The sequence below is a fragment of the Jiangella anatolica genome (assembly GCF_003236295.1).
Taxonomy (GTDB): Bacteria; Actinomycetota; Actinomycetes; order Jiangellales; family Jiangellaceae; genus Jiangella; species Jiangella anatolica.
The window spans coordinates 1-16,713 of sequence record NZ_POTW01000082.1 but is presented as its reverse complement, the minus strand read 5'-3'; the positions used below and the strand labels follow the sequence as shown (position 1 = coordinate 16,713).

Annotated in this window: 12 protein-coding genes; 5 read left to right on the top strand and 7 right to left on the bottom strand. The window is 73.8% G+C overall.

The genetic code is table 11. The features are described 5' to 3' along the window. Window positions 1-68: 68 nt before the first annotated feature. Window positions 69-869, bottom strand: coding sequence for a Bax inhibitor-1/YccA family protein (locus tag C1I92_RS25245; protein WP_111257405.1), 801 nt, complete (start codon window positions 867-869; stop codon window positions 69-71). 205 nt (window positions 870-1,074) lie between these two features. On the opposite strand from C1I92_RS25245, the gene C1I92_RS25240 reads away from it, so the two are divergent. Together C1I92_RS25240 and C1I92_RS25235 are read left to right on the top strand one after the other, a co-directional pair. Further along, a complete protein-coding gene (locus C1I92_RS25240; protein ID WP_146605278.1) occupies window positions 1,075-2,760 on the top strand; it encodes a DUF3352 domain-containing protein in 1,686 nt (561 codons plus the stop codon). Window positions 2,761-2,870: 110 nt separating this feature from the next. Next, entirely contained in the window at window positions 2,871-4,460 is a 1,590-nt protein-coding gene (locus C1I92_RS25235) for an alkaline phosphatase D family protein (RefSeq protein ID WP_199521575.1), read from the top strand. Window positions 4,461-4,512: 52 nt separating this feature from the next. Here C1I92_RS25235 and C1I92_RS25230 read toward each other — a convergent pair whose 3' ends face one another. The 3 genes from C1I92_RS25230 to C1I92_RS25215 all read right to left on the bottom strand — a co-directional run bounded on the left by C1I92_RS25230 (window position 4,513) and on the right by C1I92_RS25215 (window position 11,834). Continuing rightward, complete coding sequence (locus tag C1I92_RS25230) at window positions 4,513-8,250, bottom strand: S8 family serine peptidase (RefSeq protein WP_146605277.1); 3,738 nt, start codon at window positions 8,248-8,250, stop codon at window positions 4,513-4,515. A gap of 329 nt (window positions 8,251-8,579) precedes the next feature. After that, window positions 8,580-11,438, bottom strand: coding sequence for an ATP-binding protein (locus C1I92_RS25220; protein WP_158564271.1), 2,859 nt, complete (start codon window positions 11,436-11,438; stop codon window positions 8,580-8,582). Window positions 11,439-11,633: 195 nt separating this feature from the next. Continuing rightward, window positions 11,634-11,834: a cold-shock protein gene (locus C1I92_RS25215; protein ID WP_046768541.1), complete on the bottom strand. Its 201-nt coding sequence runs from the start codon at window positions 11,832-11,834 to the stop codon at window positions 11,634-11,636. A 263-nt stretch (window positions 11,835-12,097) separates the two neighbouring features. Here C1I92_RS25215 and C1I92_RS25210 point away from each other — a divergent pair, with 263 nt between their 5' ends. Continuing rightward, window positions 12,098-12,598, top strand: a complete 501-nt coding sequence (locus C1I92_RS25210) for a MarR family winged helix-turn-helix transcriptional regulator (RefSeq protein ID WP_111257399.1) — start codon at window positions 12,098-12,100, stop codon at window positions 12,596-12,598. 5 nt (window positions 12,599-12,603) lie between these two features. Here the strand turns inward: C1I92_RS25210 and C1I92_RS35490 are convergent, their stop codons facing one another. Next, window positions 12,604-13,164 carry a DapH/DapD/GlmU-related protein gene (locus C1I92_RS35490; RefSeq protein WP_111257419.1) on the bottom strand — a complete coding sequence of 187 codons (561 nt, stop codon included), beginning with the start codon at window positions 13,162-13,164 and terminating at the stop codon, window positions 12,604-12,606. 155 nt (window positions 13,165-13,319) lie between these two features. On the opposite strand from C1I92_RS35490, the gene C1I92_RS25200 reads away from it, so the two are divergent. Beyond that, window positions 13,320-13,625: a hypothetical protein gene (locus C1I92_RS25200; protein WP_146605276.1), complete on the top strand. Its 306-nt coding sequence runs from the start codon at window positions 13,320-13,322 to the stop codon at window positions 13,623-13,625. 15 nt (window positions 13,626-13,640) lie between these two features. Further along, on the top strand, window positions 13,641-14,381 hold the full coding sequence (locus C1I92_RS25195) for a class I SAM-dependent methyltransferase (RefSeq protein WP_111257397.1): 741 nt from the start codon (window positions 13,641-13,643) through the stop codon (window positions 14,379-14,381). On the opposite strand, the gene C1I92_RS25190 is transcribed toward C1I92_RS25195, so the two are convergent. Next, window positions 14,359-15,021, bottom strand: a complete 663-nt coding sequence (locus C1I92_RS25190) for a GntR family transcriptional regulator (protein WP_111257396.1) — start codon at window positions 15,019-15,021, stop codon at window positions 14,359-14,361. The genes C1I92_RS25195 and C1I92_RS25190 overlap by 23 nt on opposite strands. 45 nt (window positions 15,022-15,066) lie before the next feature. Further along, window positions 15,067-16,392, bottom strand: a complete 1,326-nt coding sequence (locus C1I92_RS25185; protein ID WP_111257395.1) for an FAD-binding oxidoreductase — start codon at window positions 16,390-16,392, stop codon at window positions 15,067-15,069. Window positions 16,393-16,713 lie beyond the last annotated feature (321 nt).

The following is a 16,713-nucleotide window of genomic DNA, read 5'->3' as shown; positions in this document are numbered from 1 at the left end:
GCGCGCCGCCCCAGAACGACGAACGGCCCGCCCCGTGAACCACGGGGCGGGCCGTCGTGCGTCAACGCTCATTCACCCCTGAGGATGGCGAGCAGCCGCAGGATCTCCAGGTACAGCCAGACCAGCGTGACGGTGAGGCCGAACGCGGCGGTCCAGGCGAACTTGGCCGGCAGGCCCTGCTTGACCCCCTGGTCGATGAAGTCGAAGTCGAGGATCAGGCAGAACGACGCCAGGCCGACGGCGAACAGGCCGATCACGACGCCGAGCCAGCCGTCGCGGAAGCCGAACGTGCTGTCCGACCCGCCGAACCACATGAACAGCAGGTTGACCAGGCTGAAGATCGCATAGCCGATCAGCGCGATCATGACGCCGCGGCGGAACTTCGGCGTCACCCGCACCTTGCCGCTGCGGTAGACCAGCAGCGTCGCGGCGAACACGCCGAGCGTGCCGAGCACGGCCTGCGCGACGATGCCGTTGAGCGGCTCGCCGTTGACCGCGTAGTTCTCGAAGACGTTGCTGATGCCGCCGACGAACAGGCCCTCGAAGCCGGCGTAGAGCAGGATCAGGACCGGCGACGGCTCGCGCTTGAACGCATTGACCAGGCCGAGCACCAGGCCGACGATGAGGCCGACGAAGGCGAGGCCCGGGTTCAGCCAGCCGACGACCGCGCCGGCGAGCAGCACCGCGAAGGTGATGCCGGTCTTCATGACGACGTCGTCGTACGTCATCCGCCCGGTCTGCACGGGCGTCGCCGACGGAGCGGCGTACATGTTCTGCAGTTCTTCAGCGCTCGGCGCGGCCGCGTCATAGGTCGCGTGCCGCCCGTTGAAGCCCTCAGCCCGGCTGAAGATCGGGTTGTTTCCCTGCATCGTTCTCCTCCAACGCCCCACGGCGAGGCGAATCAGATTCGTTCCACAAGTCTACTGGTCACCAACGGTGCGGACGAGTGCCGGGCCGCGACCGCAATCAGGATGTAAGACGCACATGTTGGCACAACTCATCACTCCGGGCTTCGGCTAGCCTGAGCACGGCCGGGCCGTCCGGCACACATACGGGGGGAAGGCGGAGATCGTCATGGAGCAGCCAGGCTCGCCCACAGGTCCAGGCGACGGGCAGGTGCCCGGCCCGGTGCCGCCGGTGCCGCCGCCACCGCCGCCCGGCACGCCGGTCGGGTCCGAGCCCGATCCGGGCACGCGGCCGCTGGCCTACCCCGTCGGGGCGGAGGCGGAGCCGGCGGTCGTGCCGCGTAAGCGCCGCGGGCTGCTCGCCGGCGGGATCGCCGCGGCCGTCCTGCTCATCGTGCCGGCCGGCGTGTTCGCGTGGCAGGCGCTCGACGGCGGCGGGCCGCAGCCACACGACGTCCTCCCGGCCGACTCCATCGGCTACGTCCGGCTCGACCTCGACCCGTCCGCCGGGCAGAAGATCGAGGCGTTCCGGTTCCTGCGCAACTTCCCGCTGTTCACCGAGGCCACCGGCATCACCGACGAGGACGTCGACCTGCGCGAGCGGTTCGTCGAGGAGCTCGCGTCGGCCACGGGCTGCGACATCGACTTCGCCACCGACGTCGAGCCGTGGGCCGGCGAGCGCATCGGCGCCGCCATGACCCCGCCGGCCGACGAGGGCGGCGAGCCCGGCTACGTCGTCGCGCTGCAGACCGGCGACGAGGACGCCGCCACCGCGGCGATCGACCGCATCCTCGGCTGCGGCGGGTCCGGCGCGGAGGAGGGCCTGGGCCGGGCCTACGTCGACGGCTACCTGCTGCTCACCGAGTCGCAGGACGACGCCGACGCGTACGCCGACGCCGCGGCCGAGTCGTCGCTGGCCGACAACCCGGAGTTCGTCGCCGCGATGGACCACCTCGGCGAGCAGGGCATCGCGTCGGCCTGGCTGGCCGGCGGCGCCGTGTTCGACACGTTCGACGGCTCGGCCGGCTCGTTCGGCATCGGCGCGGGCGCGTCCGGCAACGACCTGCCGTCGCTGGAGGAGGCGCGCGAGCTGATCGACGAGACGTACCGAAGCGTCGCGCTCTCCGTCCGCTTCGACGACCGCTACGCCGAGCTGGCCGGCGTCGTCACCGGCAGCTCCTACCAGGCGCTCTCCGGCGGCGGCGTGTCGGCGGACGTGCCCGAGGACACGACGTTCTTCCTCGGCGCCCGCGATGCCGGCCAGTATCTGCGCGACAACTGGGCGGCCACGCTGGAGTCGATCCCGGACGGTGACCAGATGGTGGCCTCGCTGGAGGCGGAGCTCGGGCTGACGCTGCCCGACGACCTCGCCACCGTGTTCGGCGAGGACCTCATGATCGCCGCCGACGCGAGCGGTCTGGACCCCGCGGACCCGGACGGGTTCTTCGGCATCGAGGCCGGCGCCCGCGTGGTCACCGACCCCGGCGCGTTCACCGACCTGTGGGAGCGGATCCAGTCGCTGGCCGCCGACGCCGGCACGTCGCTGGACGGCCTGCCGCTGGAGACGACCGACGACGGCTACGTGCTGGCCACGTCCGAGGACTACGCGGCCCGCCTGCTCGACGGCGGCGGCCTCGGCGACAGCGACGCCTACCGGACCGCCGTCAGCGGCGCCGACGAGGCCGACTCCGTCCTGTACGTCAACGTCGACAGCGTCGAGCAGCACCTCCTCGACGCCGCCGGCGACCTCACCGACGCCCAGACCGAGTCGATCCGGGCGCTGCAGGCGATCGGAATGTCGGCGCAGGTCGAGGACGGCCGGATGGAGCTGAGCCTGCGCGTCACCACCGACTGACGCCGGCCCGGCGCGTCGCCTGAGCGTCACGGGGCGGTCACGCGCGAGCGGTTCCGCCGTTCACCGCTGCGCTGGTGACATCGAGTCACGACCACCCGAGAGGTGCCGCCGTGACCGTACGTCCCTCGCTGAGCCGACGTCATTTCCTCGCGACGACAGGGGCCGCCGCCGGGCTGGCCTTCCTCCCGCCGGCGGCGACGAGGCTGTGGCGGCCGCGGGCCGCCGCGAGCACGTATCCGTTCACGCTCGGCGTCGCGTCGGGGGATCCGCTGCCGGACGCCGTCGTGATCTGGACCCGGCTGGCGCCGGAGCCGCTCGAGCCCGGCGGCGGCATGGGCGACGTCGCCGTGACGGTGCAGTGGGAGGTGTCGGCGACCGAGGACTTCCGGCGCCCGGTCCGCCGCGGCACGACGACGGCCCACCCGGCCGAGGCGCACACCGTCCACGTCGACGTCAGAGGGCTGGACCCGCACACGTGGTACTGGTACCGCTTCCGCGCGCTCGGCGAGCTCTCACCACCGGGCCGGACGAGGACGGCGCCGGCCCGCGGCAGCGTGACGCCGGTGAGCTTCGCGTTCGCCTCGTGCGCGCAGTACGAGCACGGCTGGTTCACCGCGTACCGGCGGCTGGCCGAAGAGGACCCGGACGTCGTCTTCCACCTGGGCGACTACGTCTACGAGTTCGGCGGCGGCGTCTACGAGGCGCCGGACGGCAACGTCCGCACCCACGTCGGCGGCGAGTTGGTCACGCTGGAGGACTACCGGCGCCGCTACGCGCAGTACCGCACCGACCCGGACCTGCAACTCGCGCACGCCGCCGCGCCGTGGATCGTCACCTGGGACGACCACGAGGTCGACAACAACTACGCCGCGCAGATCCCCGAGTTCGCCGACCCGGCCCAGGGCAACGACGACGAGGCCAGCTTCCTGGCCCGCCGGGCCGCGGCCTACCAGGCCTACTGGGAGCACCTGCCGCTGCGGCCGGAGAACCGCGCGGTGGGGCCGAACCTGCAGCTCTACCGCGGCTTCACCTATGGTGACGTCGCCTCGTTCAGCGTGCTGGACACCCGGCAGTACCGGACCGACCAGCCATGCGGCGATCCCGGCCCGGTGGCCGGCTGCGGCGAGGAGCACGACCCGGACGCGACGCTGCTGGGCGAGACCCAGGCGCGCTGGCTGGAGGACCGGCTGGCGGCGTCGACGGCGACGTGGAACGTGCTGCCCCAGCAGGTCTTCCTCGCCAGCACCGACGGCGAGCCCGGCCCGCGCGACGGTGGCAACGGCGACGGCTGGGACGGGTACCGGGCGTCGCGGGACCGGCTGCTCGGGTTCGTCGCCGAGCGCGGCGTCGGGAACCTCGCCGTGCTGACCGGCGACGTGCACAACCACTACCTCGCCGACCTGCGCCGCGACTTCGAGGACGAGACGTCGCCGGTGCTCGGGACGGAGCTGGTGTGCACGTCGATCGCGTCCGGCGGCGACGGCTCCGACCGGTCCGCGGCCTACGAGCGGCTGCGGCCGGAGAACCCGCACCTGCGCTACAACAGCAACCGCCGCGGCTACGTGTCCTGCCGAGCCGACGCCACGACGCTGCGGGCGGACTTCCGGGTGCTCGACCGCGTGTCGACCCAGGACGCGCCGGCCCGCACGGACGCGTCCTTCGTCATCGAGGCCGGCGCCCCACGTGCCGAACCGGCGTGAGTGTGCCCGGCGACGGGGTTCTAGGAGGACAACGTCCCGTCGCCGGGCACGATCAGGGGGCGCCCACCCGCCAGGCGCGGTCGATCTCCTGCCTGACGGTGTTCCCGGCGGCGTCGGCGACCGTCACCCGCAGCGACGCGAACCCGTCGCCGGCGGCCGGGACGGTCGCCACCAGCACGCCCGAACCCGACGGCGTCACGGGCGCGGGCTGCCAGCTGGCGCCGTCGTCGAAGGACACCTCGGCGGTGGCGGTGAACCCGCCAGGGCCCTCGACGCCCGCCGGGTAGGACGGGCGCAGCTCCAGCGGGTACGCCGCGCCGGCCGGGACCTCGTTGTACAGCCCGGCGTCCAGCCCGTAGGTCAGCTGGATCAGCGGCAGCACCTCGCGGCCGGCCGCAGGCCGCGCGGACCGGAAGCCCCACGTCGTCGCCGTGTGCGTCCACAGGTCGGAGAAGTTGCCCCGCCCGGCCGTCGTCGACATGGACAGCTCGAAGTCCGCCGCCGCTCCCGGCACGGTGAACTGCGCCTCCGGCCACGACGTCCGGCCGACCTCGACGCCGTCGCGGCTCAGCACCAGCTCCGTCGAGTCGCCCAGCTGCTGCTGGTTGAACCCGTAGGTCGACGGGCCGTAGAGATATTGCGGCAGCGAGACCCGGATCGCGTCGCGGAACCGCGCCGCCGGCAGGCCGTACTCCTCGGACCCGTCCAGCGCCGGCATGCCGGGCGCGACCAGCGGGCCCCACCACACCTGCTCGGCGCTGCTGCCCGCGGCGTACAGCTCGATGCCGGACCACGTCCAGTACATGTTGGCGAACTCCGGGTGCGGCTGGGCGAACCGCTGCCACTCGACGCCGTCGGCGCTGAGGTACTCGGTGCGGTGCACCGGCCCGTTGCGCGAGATGGACTGGCTGGACCCGAGGCTGGACGTGCCGGTGAACGGGATCCACGACTCGCGCCGGCCCATCCGCTCCGACGCCTGCCGGTAGTCGGACTCGACGACGGCCAGCTCGTCGTGGTCGGCCTCGTACGTGACGCCGCCGGGCAGCCGGTCCTCGGTGAACGCGAGCTGGTAGCTGTACTCCGAGTCGCGCCGGCTGGTGAGGTCCAGCTCCAGGCCGGGGTCGGCCGCCAGCGCGGCGCGCAGGTCCTCGCCGAAGGCACGATCGACGGTGTAGGTGGGCAGCGTGGCGCGCCAGTACGACTGCGACCACTCCTCGTCGGCGTCGTTGGCCATGAGCAGCAGCGCGGCACCGGCTTCCGTCGCCAGCCGCTGCTGCTCCGCCGGCGCCTCCCAGTCGCCGTACCGGCTCACCAGCACCGCCTTGCCCGCGACGTCGGCCGCGGCGAACTCGGCGGCGGTGCCAGTGCCGACGTCGACCAGCGGCAGCGCGCCGGGCCCGGCGTACGCCGTCGGGGCCGAGGCCAGCCGCGGCGACGGCGCCAACCGTTCCCCCGCGGCGCGCACCTCGAGCAGCGGCTGGGCCCGCTGCCAGGTCGTGGAGAACTCGAACGTGCCGTTCTTCGCCCGGTCGCTGGGCAGCGTGTAGAGGTCGGCGCCGTCGTAGCCCTGCGCGATGACCATCCGCATCGACTGCTCGCCGACCGTGCGCTCCCACACGGCGTCGAACCCCAAGTCGTCTGACTCGCGCGGCGTCGACACTGTGACGGGCTCGGCGTCGCGCGCGTCGTAGGCCAGCGTCACGTCGTCGTCGACGCGCAGGTCGGGCTCGGCGGCCAGCGTGAAGCTGGCGGCGGCGTCGCGCCCGGCGGTCTCGACGTTGGTGACGACGGTGTACTCGCCCTCGGGGACCTCGGCCGTCGTCGTGCCGTCGTACCCGAACGCCCGGGTCCACTCGCCGGTCTCGATGTTCCAGAGGTCGACCTCACCGCGCGCGGGGGCGCCGTCGCGGCCCACCGTGGTGACGGTGACCGTGTGCACCGGGCGCTCGACGGTGAACGTCGTGACGCTGTGGACGGCGGCGTCGCGGTCGCGCGGGTCCTGCGCCGTGATGCGCCCGCTGTAGCTGCCACCGGTGCTCGCCTCGGCGGACACCTCGACACGGGTGCTGGCGCTGCCGCCCGGCGGAATGCTCAGGACCGGATTGCGCACCCGCATGGCCGGCGTGTTGCCGCCGTCGCCGGGCCGCGTGACGTCGGCGCTGATCCGCAGCGTGACACGGCGGTCGGTCGGGTTGTGGTACGTCAGCGTGCGGCTGACGGCGGGCGCGTCCATCGCCAGCTGCCCGAAGTCGACCACGCCCTGGTCGACGGAGACCGTCTCGCCGACGGCGGCGGCGACGTCGACCCGCCCGGCGCCCTGGAACGTCACCGGCTCGTCGAGCGGCGTGCTCGACGTGACGAGCCGCTGCTTGAGCTGTTCGTCGGTCCAGTCGGGGTGCCGCTGGGCCAGGATCGCGGCGGCGCCGGCGACGTGCGGCGTCGCCATCGAGGTGCCGTTCAGCGAGGTGTAGTGCTCGTCGAGCAGGTTGCCCAGGGCGGTGCCGGCGGCCCGGGCCGCGACGATGCCGACGCCCGGCGCGACCACCTCCGGCTTCACCGCGCCGTCGCCGAGCCGCGGCCCGCGCGACGAGAACGCCGCCGGCCGGTCCTGCTTGTCGACGGCGCCGACGGTCAGCGCGGACGTCGCGGCGCCCGGCGAGCCGACGGTGCTCTCGCCCGGGCCGGTGTTGCCGGCCGCGACGACGAACAGCGTGTCCGACTCTGCGCTGAGCCGGTCCAGGGCCTGGCTCATCGGGTCGGTGCCGTCGCTGGCCCAGTCGGTGCCCAGGCTCATGCTGACGACGTCGGCGCCCTGCTCGACCGCCCACTCCATGCCGGCGATGATCCAGTCCTCGTAGCCGGAGCCGTCGTCGCCGAGCACCTTGCCGATCAACAGGTCCGCGCCGGGCGCGACGCCGCGGTGCGTGCCGCCGGATGCCGCGCCGGTCCCGGCGACCGTCGCTGCCACGTGCGTGCCGTGGCCCTGACGGTCGACCGCGGCCTGGCCGTCGGGGTCGGCGTCCTCGGTGAAGTTGCGTGCCTCCGCGACCTGCCCGGCGAGGTCGGGGTGCGCGGGGTCCCAGCCGGTGTCGAGGACGGCGACCGTGCTGCCGGCGCCGTCGAGGCCCTGCTCCCACGCCTCCGGCGCGCCGATCTGCGGCACCGACTCGTCCAACGTCGCCTCGACCCGGCCGTTGAGCCAGACCCGGCCGATCGCCCCGGCCTGGACGTCGGCCCAGACCGAGCTCAGCTCGTCCTTCGCCGCGCTGACGGACAGCGCGCCGATGCTGGGCAGCGACCGTTCGGCCCGGGTGCCCGAGGGCGCCTCGGGCACGCTGCGGATCCCGGGACCGTCCTGCGCGACCACCAGCAACGGCAGGTCGGCGCGGGCGAGGTCGTCGTAGCCGGACTCGGCCAGGTAGGTGAGGTCGAACAGCCGCTCGTCCAGCACGCCGGACTCCACGTACGGCACCGCCGCGTCGGGCAGCGCCAGCACATGGCCGTCGCGCTCCACGAACGCGGGCGGGTTGCCACTGGGCGTCGTCTCGGCCCAGGCGGCCTGGCGGCCATCGGGCGCGACGTGCAGGATCACGACGTCGCCGGTGAGCAGCGTCAGCTGGTAGGAGTGCCCGGCGGCGGCCGATCCCGTCGGCGGGACCGGTGCGGCGGCCGCGTCCACGGGGCCGGCGGCGGGCGCCGTCGCTCCGGCGCCGACCAGCAGGGCGGTGGCCACGGCCGGGACGAGCAGCCGGGCGCGGCCGCGCTGCCGGGACAGGATCGTGCGGGGCATGGGACCTCGTCTCCTCTGGCCGCGGCCCCACCGCCCGACGGGGGTGGCGGGCGGCAGGGTCACCGCGACGGGGGATCGCCGTGTGCCCACCGTTCCGTACCGCGCCGTTCGTTGCGATTGGGCGAATCACCCATTTATGTGCGCCGCACCCCTCCCCCATAGCGAGTGGTGAGGGCGCCGCCGTATCAGAGGGGCTCCCAGCGTTCCCCTTCGGCGGGCTCGGGGTCCTCGGCGGACCCGGCCTCGTCGGCGTGGTCGGGGTCGAGCGGATCGGTGACGTGCATGAGGTCACCGTCGGTCAGGCCACGACCCTTTCGCGAGTGGGCGAATCACCCATTTTTCGGCGCGACGGCGACCGCGAGCGCCGTCCGCGAGGCCACGCCGAGCTTGCGCATCGCTGAGCTGAGGTGCCGGTCGACCGTCCGCGGCGACAGGAACAGCGCCTCGGCGACCTGCCGGTTCGTCAGGCCCTGCGCGACCAGCCCGGCGACCTCCAGTTCGCGTGGCGACAGCTGGTCGCCGTAGCCGCGCCGGCCGCCACGCCAGGCCCGGGCGACGTCGACACCGTGGCCGCGCAGCACCTGGGCGACGCGGTCGGCGTCCCACCGGGCGCCGAGGTCGCGCAGCCGCACCTGCACGGTCGCCAGCAGCTCCAGCGCGGCAGGGCCGGGCAGCAACGCCAGCGCCTGCCGCTCCAGCGCCAGCAGCTCCTGGTAGGGACGGGGCAGCTCGGACCACGCCGCGGCCGCCGCGCCGAACAGTGCCGCGGCCTCGTCGCCCGGCCCCGCGACGATCCCCCGGCAGACCAGCAGCGCCGCCTGCGGGGCCGGCGCCGCGCGGCCGCCGAGCCCGGCGGCGAACAGCGCGGCCAGCTCTGCCGCCTCGTCGCCGCGGCCGGCGCGCACCAGCGCGTCGGCGTGCACGGGCGCCAGCTCGGTCGCCCACAGCCAGATGCCCTTGCGCACCACCATCGCCATCGCGGGCTCGGTGACCCGCAGCGCGTCGGCGACGGCGTCGTCGGCGAGGAACAGCCGGCCGAGCGCGCCCGCGGGGGCCGTCTGCACGTCGACGAGGCCGCGTCGGACCGCCTCGGCGACGACGACCCGGAACTGGTCGGCGGCGTCGTCGCGGCGGCCGCCGGCGAGGTCCAGCAGGCCGAGGATCATCCGCGCCTCGAGCAGCGCCTCCGGCAGGGTGTCGGCGGACCCGGCCAGCTCGGTGACCCGCACCGCCAGCCCGTCCCACGCGCCGCCGTGCCAGTCGAGGTTGGCCCGAGTGATCAGCGCCGAGTTCACCAGCCGCTGGTAGCCGGTCGCGGCGAGCAGGTCGACGGCGCCGTCCAACTGCCGGCCTGCGACCGCGTCGCGCCCCCAGCCGATGGCCGTGTGGCCGACGTTCATCCGGCAGCGCCCCAGCTGGCGGCGCTCGAACAGGCCGTCCGCCGCGGCGGCGTCGACCTCTGCGGCCGCGGCCCAGCCGGCCTCGTCGCCCATCATCAGCAGCGCGCTGGCGCGGTCGACCGCAAGCCAGGTCTGCTCCTCGGCCGGGACCTGCGGGAACAGCGTTGTAGCGCGGTCGAGCCAGTCGCGGTGCCGGCTGACCGGCCAGACCTGCCCGCGCGGGTGCGACAGCGAGATCATCGCGCGCACCGCCAGCTCGGGCCGGTTCGCCAGCTCGCCGGCGGCGGTCTCGACCTGCTCGATGCCGGTGTCGAAGTCGCCCAGCTGCAGCCACAGCCGGCCGAGCAGGAGCCTGATCTCGCCGCGGCGGTCGGCCGGCAGCTCCGGCCGGGCCAGCGCGGCGGCCAGCGTCGCGGCGACCACCAGCGCCAGCTCGCCGAGCGCGGAGACGCCCCAGGTGGCGGCCTGGCCGAGCTTGTGCGCCAGCCGGGCCTCCCGGTCCGGCGGGTGAGCGGCGGCGGTGAGCAGGTCGTTGAGCAGGACGACGGCGGCGCGGTCCTCACCTGCCTCCAGCGCGAGGTCGGCGGCGGCCTCGGCGTGCCTACTCCACGCGGCGACATCGCCGGCCTCACGGAAGTGCCGGCTCAGCCGCAGCACCGGCGGGGTCGGTAGCTCCTGCAGCGCCGCGGCGGCTTGGCCGTGCAGCAGCCGCCGCTCCGACACCGGCAGCGCCTCCTCGACCGCCCGCGATGCCAGCACGTGCCGGCAGACGAATCGTCCCGGCGCCGCCTCGCGCAGCAGCCCCGACGTCAGGGCCGCGGCCAGCCCCGGCCGCGCGTCGTCGTCGGACAGCCCCGCGACCCGCGCCAGCAGCACGCCGCCGGCCGGCTCGGTGAGGACGGCGGCGGCCTCGAGGACGCGCCGCGCCGCCGGCGGCAGCCGGTCGACCCGCTCCAGGACGGAGTCACGCACGGTCGGCGGCACCTGCAGGTCGTCGACCGCACGGCGCGACCACTCGCCGCCGCGCCGCACGATGTCGCCGCGGTCGCGCAGCAGCGACAGGCTCTCCTCCAACGCCAGCGGCACGCCCTCGGTGCGGCGGTGCAGGAACGCGACGAACTCCGCCGAGATGTCGTCGGTGGCGAACATCGACGCCACCAGCGCGGTCGCCTCGCCGACCGTCAGCGGCTCCAGCCCCAGCTCGACCCGGCGCAGCCCGGCGGGCGGGCGCGCGGTCAGGCGCAGCAGGGGCGACGCGGCCGGCACGTCGGTGCCGCGGTAGGTGACGACCAGGCTGAGGTCGTGCTTCGCCGCGCCCACCAGCAACGGCAGGAACTCCAGCGTCGCCGCGTCGGCCCAGTGCGCGTCCTCCAGCACCAGTACCTCGATGCCGGACCGCTCGACCAGTTCGGCCAATGCGCGGAACAACCGGTGCCGGGTCGAGCTGGGGTCCTCCAGCGGCTCCAGCGCCGGCGGCAGGTGGTCGGCCCACTCCGGGAACAGCGGGCGCAGCGCCCCCGCGAGCGGGCTCAGCGCCAGGCCGTCGACCGGCAGCCGATGCAGCGCGTCGACGAGCGGGCCCAGCGGGAACGGCTCGGCCAGCGGCGGACAGGCCGCCACCAGCGTCGTCGCCGGATCGAGCGCGCTCAGCGCCTCTTGTACCAGGCGGGTCTTGCCGATGCCCGCCTCGCCCTCGACCAGCACGAACGCCGGCTCGCGCCGTCCGGACAGAGCAGTGGTCAGCGCGGACAGCTCGCGCTCGCGGCCGACGAAGGCGACGGGAGGCACGGCGGTGTCGGTGTGCCGAGATACCACCGATCCTCCCGCCGCCGGCCACCGCTACTCGTCCGCCCCACCGCTTCCGGTCAGCGTAGAGCAGCGGCGACCGCGCCCGGCGCTGGGTCGAGGACGCGACGAAGGGCCGGCACAGGTGTGCCGGCCCTTCGGGTGTTCAGCGATTCGCAGGCGTCGCCCGCGAACGGATCAGAGCGCGCGGACGCGCGTGGCCTGCGGGCCCTTGGGGCCCTGCGCCAGCTCGAACTCCACCCGCTGGTTCTCCTCGAGGCTGCGGAAGCCCTCGCTGTCGATCTCGGAGTGGTGGACGAACACGTCGGGGCCGTCCTCGCGAGCGATGAAGCCGAAGCCCTTCTCCGCGTTGAACCACTTGACAGTTCCCTGAGTCATTTCTGCTCCTTACAGGGCTGGATCTGGGCACCGCACCGTGCGGTAGGCCCTGGCCGGTCATCGACGACGCAACTTCTCCAGCAACCTGAAGACAAGCAGCGCGCCCGCAACACAAGTCCTCGCGAGCGTGCAGACACACGAACACAAAACTACGGCCAGCAAGATGGTAACCCGCGCGCCGCCGAATCCATTCCCGCCCGTCCGATGAGGACTGACCGCCACTGGTGGTTTCATGGTCCGGTGGACGTCCAGGAGGGGGGAACGTGACCGAGCGGAACCATACCAGCGGCGCACTGGGCCGCAGCGTCGGCGCCGGCGAACCGGCCGGCACGCCGCCGGAGGCGCTGGAGTTCGCCGACGCGCTGATGGCGTTCCTGTCCGCGTCGCGGCGCACCCGGGGCCGCCTGCAGCCGCTGTTCGACGACATCAGCGTCCCGCAGCTGGTGCTGCTCGACGCGATCGAGGAGTGCGGCGCGGACGGCGTCGGCGCGGTCGCCGACCTGACCGGCCTGAGCCAGCCGACCGTCACCCGCAGCGCCGCCGCCCTGGTGCGCGACGGCCTGGTCCAGTACAGCCGGGTCGACGGCGACGGGCGGCGGCGGGTGCTGGAGCTGACCGAGCGGGGCAGCACCTTGCTCGCCGCCAAGCGAGCCGTCGTCGCCGGTCACCTGGCCGGCGCCTGGCAGAACCTCTCCCCCGCCGAGCAGGCCCTGGTCGCGCCGCTGCTGCGGCACCTCACCGAGCTGGTCGACAAGCTGTTCTGACGGCCCTACCAGCGCCGGCGCACGGTGCCCTTGGGCCCGGCGACGAGGCTCGCCGCCGGCACATCGTCGGCCACGATCGCGCCGGCCGCGATGACGGCGTCGCGGCCGATGCTGACGCCGGGCAGGATCGTCGCGCCGGCTCCGATCCACACGTTGGGCGCCACGTCGATCGGGGCGCCGGTGAGGTACTGGCGGCGCTCGCCGGGGTCCACCGGGTGGCCCATCGTGATGAACGTGGCCTTCGGCCCGACCATCACGCCCTCGCCCAGCGAGATGCCGGCGTAGTCGAGGAACGTGCAGCCCTGGTTGACGAAGACCCGCTCGGCCAGCTCCAGGCGCAGGCCGTGGTCGGTGTAGAACGGCGGGTAGATGGTGACCCGCGGCGGGAGCGGCCGGCCGAGGATCTGCTCGAACAGCGCCGCCCGGCCTGCCTCGTCGTCGAACGGCAGCACGTTGAGCCGCGAGGTCAGCTCGGTGGCCCGCAGCACCCGCTCGCTCATCGCGGCGAACTCGGCGCCGAAGACGCGTTCACCCCTCGCCAGTAGCTCCGGATCGTGGATCGGCATGAAGCGCTCGGCGGTCATCCGGTGATTGTGGCGCAGGAGACTGGCCTTGGACGTGATCCTGCTATATAAACGGCGTACCCTGGAGGTGACGAGCCGTTGGCTTCGGGTAAGACAACGGTGAGTACCGCAGCCGCAATGACGCGGAGGTGAGCAGCGTGAGCTACGGGTCGGCACATATCCTGCACGCGATGTTCGACGGGCTGCGCTACGTCGGGTGGCTCATGGTCTGCGGGTTCGCCGTCGTCGGCGCCGCGTTCTTCGGCGGAGCCGCGCTGGTCGCGGGCTGGCAGAAGGCGGGACCGCCGGCCCGCCGGCGCAACGACGAGGTGGCCCGCGAGGCCGCCGAGGGCATCGCCGAGATCGAGGCGTTCCTCGCCGGGCAGCCGCCGGAGGCCGCGCCGCCCGAGCCGCCACCGGCGCCACGCCGGAACCGCCCACCGGCAGCGGGCGAGGCCGGCTGATGCGACGATGCGGGCATGTCCGAGGACTACCGCCTCTACGCTGACCTCGCCGCTTGGTGGCCGCTGCTCTCCCCGCCCGAGGAATACGCCGACGAGGCCGCGGTGGCGACCAGCGCGCTGGACTCCGCCGACGTCGACGTGCGCGAGGTGCTGGAACTGGGCAGCGGCGGCGGGCACAACGCCGTCCACCTGAAGCGCCGGTTCGAGCTGACGCTGGTGGACCTGTCGCCGCGGATGCTGGAGGTCTCGCGCCGGCTCAACCCGGAGTGCGAGCACGTCGAGGGCGACATGCGCGACCTGCGGCTGGGCCGCGATTTCGACGCGGTGTTCATCCACGATGCCCTCGACTACCTGCTCACCGAGGAGGACCTCGCCGCGACGGTGGCGACGGCGTTCGCGCACTGCCGGCCCGGCGGCGCCGCGGTGTTCGTCCCGGACCACACCACCGAGACGTTCGCCGAGAGCACCGAGCACGGCGGCTCCGACGACGGCGACGGACGCGGCGCCCGGTTCCTCGGCTGGACCTGGGACCCCGACCCGGACGACACCTGGGTGCGGACGGACTACGTCCTGCTGCTGCGCGAGAAGGACGGCAACACCGAGGTCGTGCACGAGACCCACACGACCGGGCTGTTCAGCCGCGACGTGTGGCACCGGCTGCTCACCGCCGCCGGGTTCGAGCCGCTGGTGCTGACCCGCCGCGACGGGCCGGACGACGCGCCGCGCGACCTGTTCATCGGACACCGTCCGGCCTGATCAGCGCCCGTTCGAAGGCAATGACCGAGCGGCGGACGTGGGCACGCGAGGCCCGCTCGGCCCGGACCGGGTCACCGGCCGCGATCGCCGCCATGATCGCCTCGTGCTCGCGCAGCGTGCGGGCCAGGCCGCCGGACGGCCGGCTCGACCAGGCCAGCCGGAGCTGGCCACCGAGATTGCCGGCCACCCGGGCCAGCCGGTGGTTGCCGGAGGCCTGCCAGATGGCCCGGTGGAACTGGAGGTCGAGGTCGCGGAACGTGGCGAGGTCGTCGTCGCCGCCGTACCGGCGCTGCTCGGTCAGCAGCGGGTCGAGCACGGTCCGGACGAAGTCGGCGGGGTGCGGCGCACGGGCCACCCGCCGCGCCGCGACGCCGTCGAGCATCTCGCGCAGTTCGTAGATCTCCAGCAGGTCCGGCAGCCGGACCTGCGGCACGTGGAAGCCCCGGTGCGGGATCGCCAGCAGGAAGCCGTCACGCTCCAGGGCGGCCAACGCGGACTTGATCGGCGTGGCCGAGAGGCCCAGCCGCTCCGACAGCAGCCGCACGATCAACTTCGTCCCCGGCGGCAGCTCGCCGTCGACGATCATGGCGCGGATCTCGGTGTACGCGGACTGCGCCAGGGTCCGCTCGTCGTTGGGCACAGGGCATGATGGCACCGGCCCCGGACAGTGGGAACCCTCCGTCCGTCACGACCGCGCGGCCGGCGCGATGTTGTGGTTGAGGTGGAAGACGTTCTCCGGGTCGTAGGCCGTCTTCACCGCCGTGAGCCGCTCCAGCTTGGCCGGCCGGTAGGCGCGGCGCACGCCGGCGGCGCCCTCGTCGCTGAGCGCGTTGACGTACGCGCCGCTGGCGAACGGCTCGATCGCGGCGGCGGTCCGGCGGGCGGCGGCCATCCGGTCGGCGTCCTCGGCGGCGTCCTCCCAGCGGGCGGCCGCGACGTACTCGAAGGCGGCGTCGCGCTGGCTGAACGCGGAGTCGTCGTCGGGCACGTCGGCGATCGCGCCGCCGTAGGCCTGCAGGCTGATGCCCATGTCCGCGTCGCCCTGCTCTACCAGCGCGTCGATCGCGGCGTCGGGCAGGCCGAGCACGTAGTGGCCCTTCCAGTAGCGACGGTAGGCGTGCCCCTCCGGCGAGTCCTCACGGGTCTGCAGCTCGACGTAGGACAGCTCGCCGACGTTCTCCGTCACGGGCACGCCGAGGGCACGCAGCTCCGGCAGCAGGTCCGCCGCGTGCTCCGTCGGGCCGGCCCACACGTACCCGGCGGTGACCAGGCCGCGGCCCATCGACGCGGCGAAGGTGGCCTGACGGGGCGCCTCGGCGCTCAGGTCGCGCCAGCCGCGCAGCACCGCGGCGGCCTGCTCCAGCGGGTAGGTCAGCTCGGCGACGTAGGCCCGGGTGCCGGTCTCGTGCAACTGGAACTCGAACTCGGTGACGACGCCGAAGTTGCCGCCGCCGCCCCGCAGCGCCCAGAACAGCTCCGGGTGCTCGTCGCGGCTGGCCCGCACCCGCTCGCCGTCCGCCGTCACCAGCTCGTAGGAGAGGACGTTGTCGCAGCTCAAACCGTACTGCCGGGCCAGCCAGCCCATACCGCCGCCGAGGGTGAGCCCTCCGGCGCCGGTGTGCGACACGTTGCCGGCAGTGGTGGCCAGACCGTGCTGCTGGGCCGCGACGTCGAGCGCGCCGAGCAGCGCGCCGCCCTGCACCCGGGCGGTCCGGCTGACCGGATCGACCGTGACGCCGCCCATCGGCGTCAGATCGATCATCAGGCCGTCCTCGGGCACCGAGAGGCCCAGCACGCTGTGCCCGCCGCAGCGGACCGCGATCTCCAGGCCCAGCTCGCGGCCGGTGCGCACGGCGTCGGCCACGTCCTCGGCACTGGCGCAGCGGGCGATCAGCCGCGGCCGCCGGTCGACCATGGCGTTCCAGACCGCCCGGAGGCGGTCGTAGTGCTCGTCGCCCGGCTGGACCAGGCGGTCGCCGAGCCGTTCCCGCAGGAGCGCTGTCGTCGTCATGGCGTAGAGCCTCGCAGCGATCGGTCCCCACGATAAGGTCCAATGGCATGGCCGGATACCAGACCAATCCGGGCGGCGCGAGCCTGCTCGTCACGCTGGACCGAGCCGGCGCCGAGCCGCTGCACCGGCAGCTCGCGGCCGCGGTCCGCGACGGCGTGCGGTCCGGCCGGCTGCGCCGCGGCACCACCCTCCCTGTCTTTTATACACATCTCCGAGCCCACGAGACTAGCGCTCACCTCGTATGCCGTCTTCTGCTTGAAAAAAAAAAAAAATACCACCATCGATAAGCACTATCGCGATCTGCAAAGTATTGCCGATTAT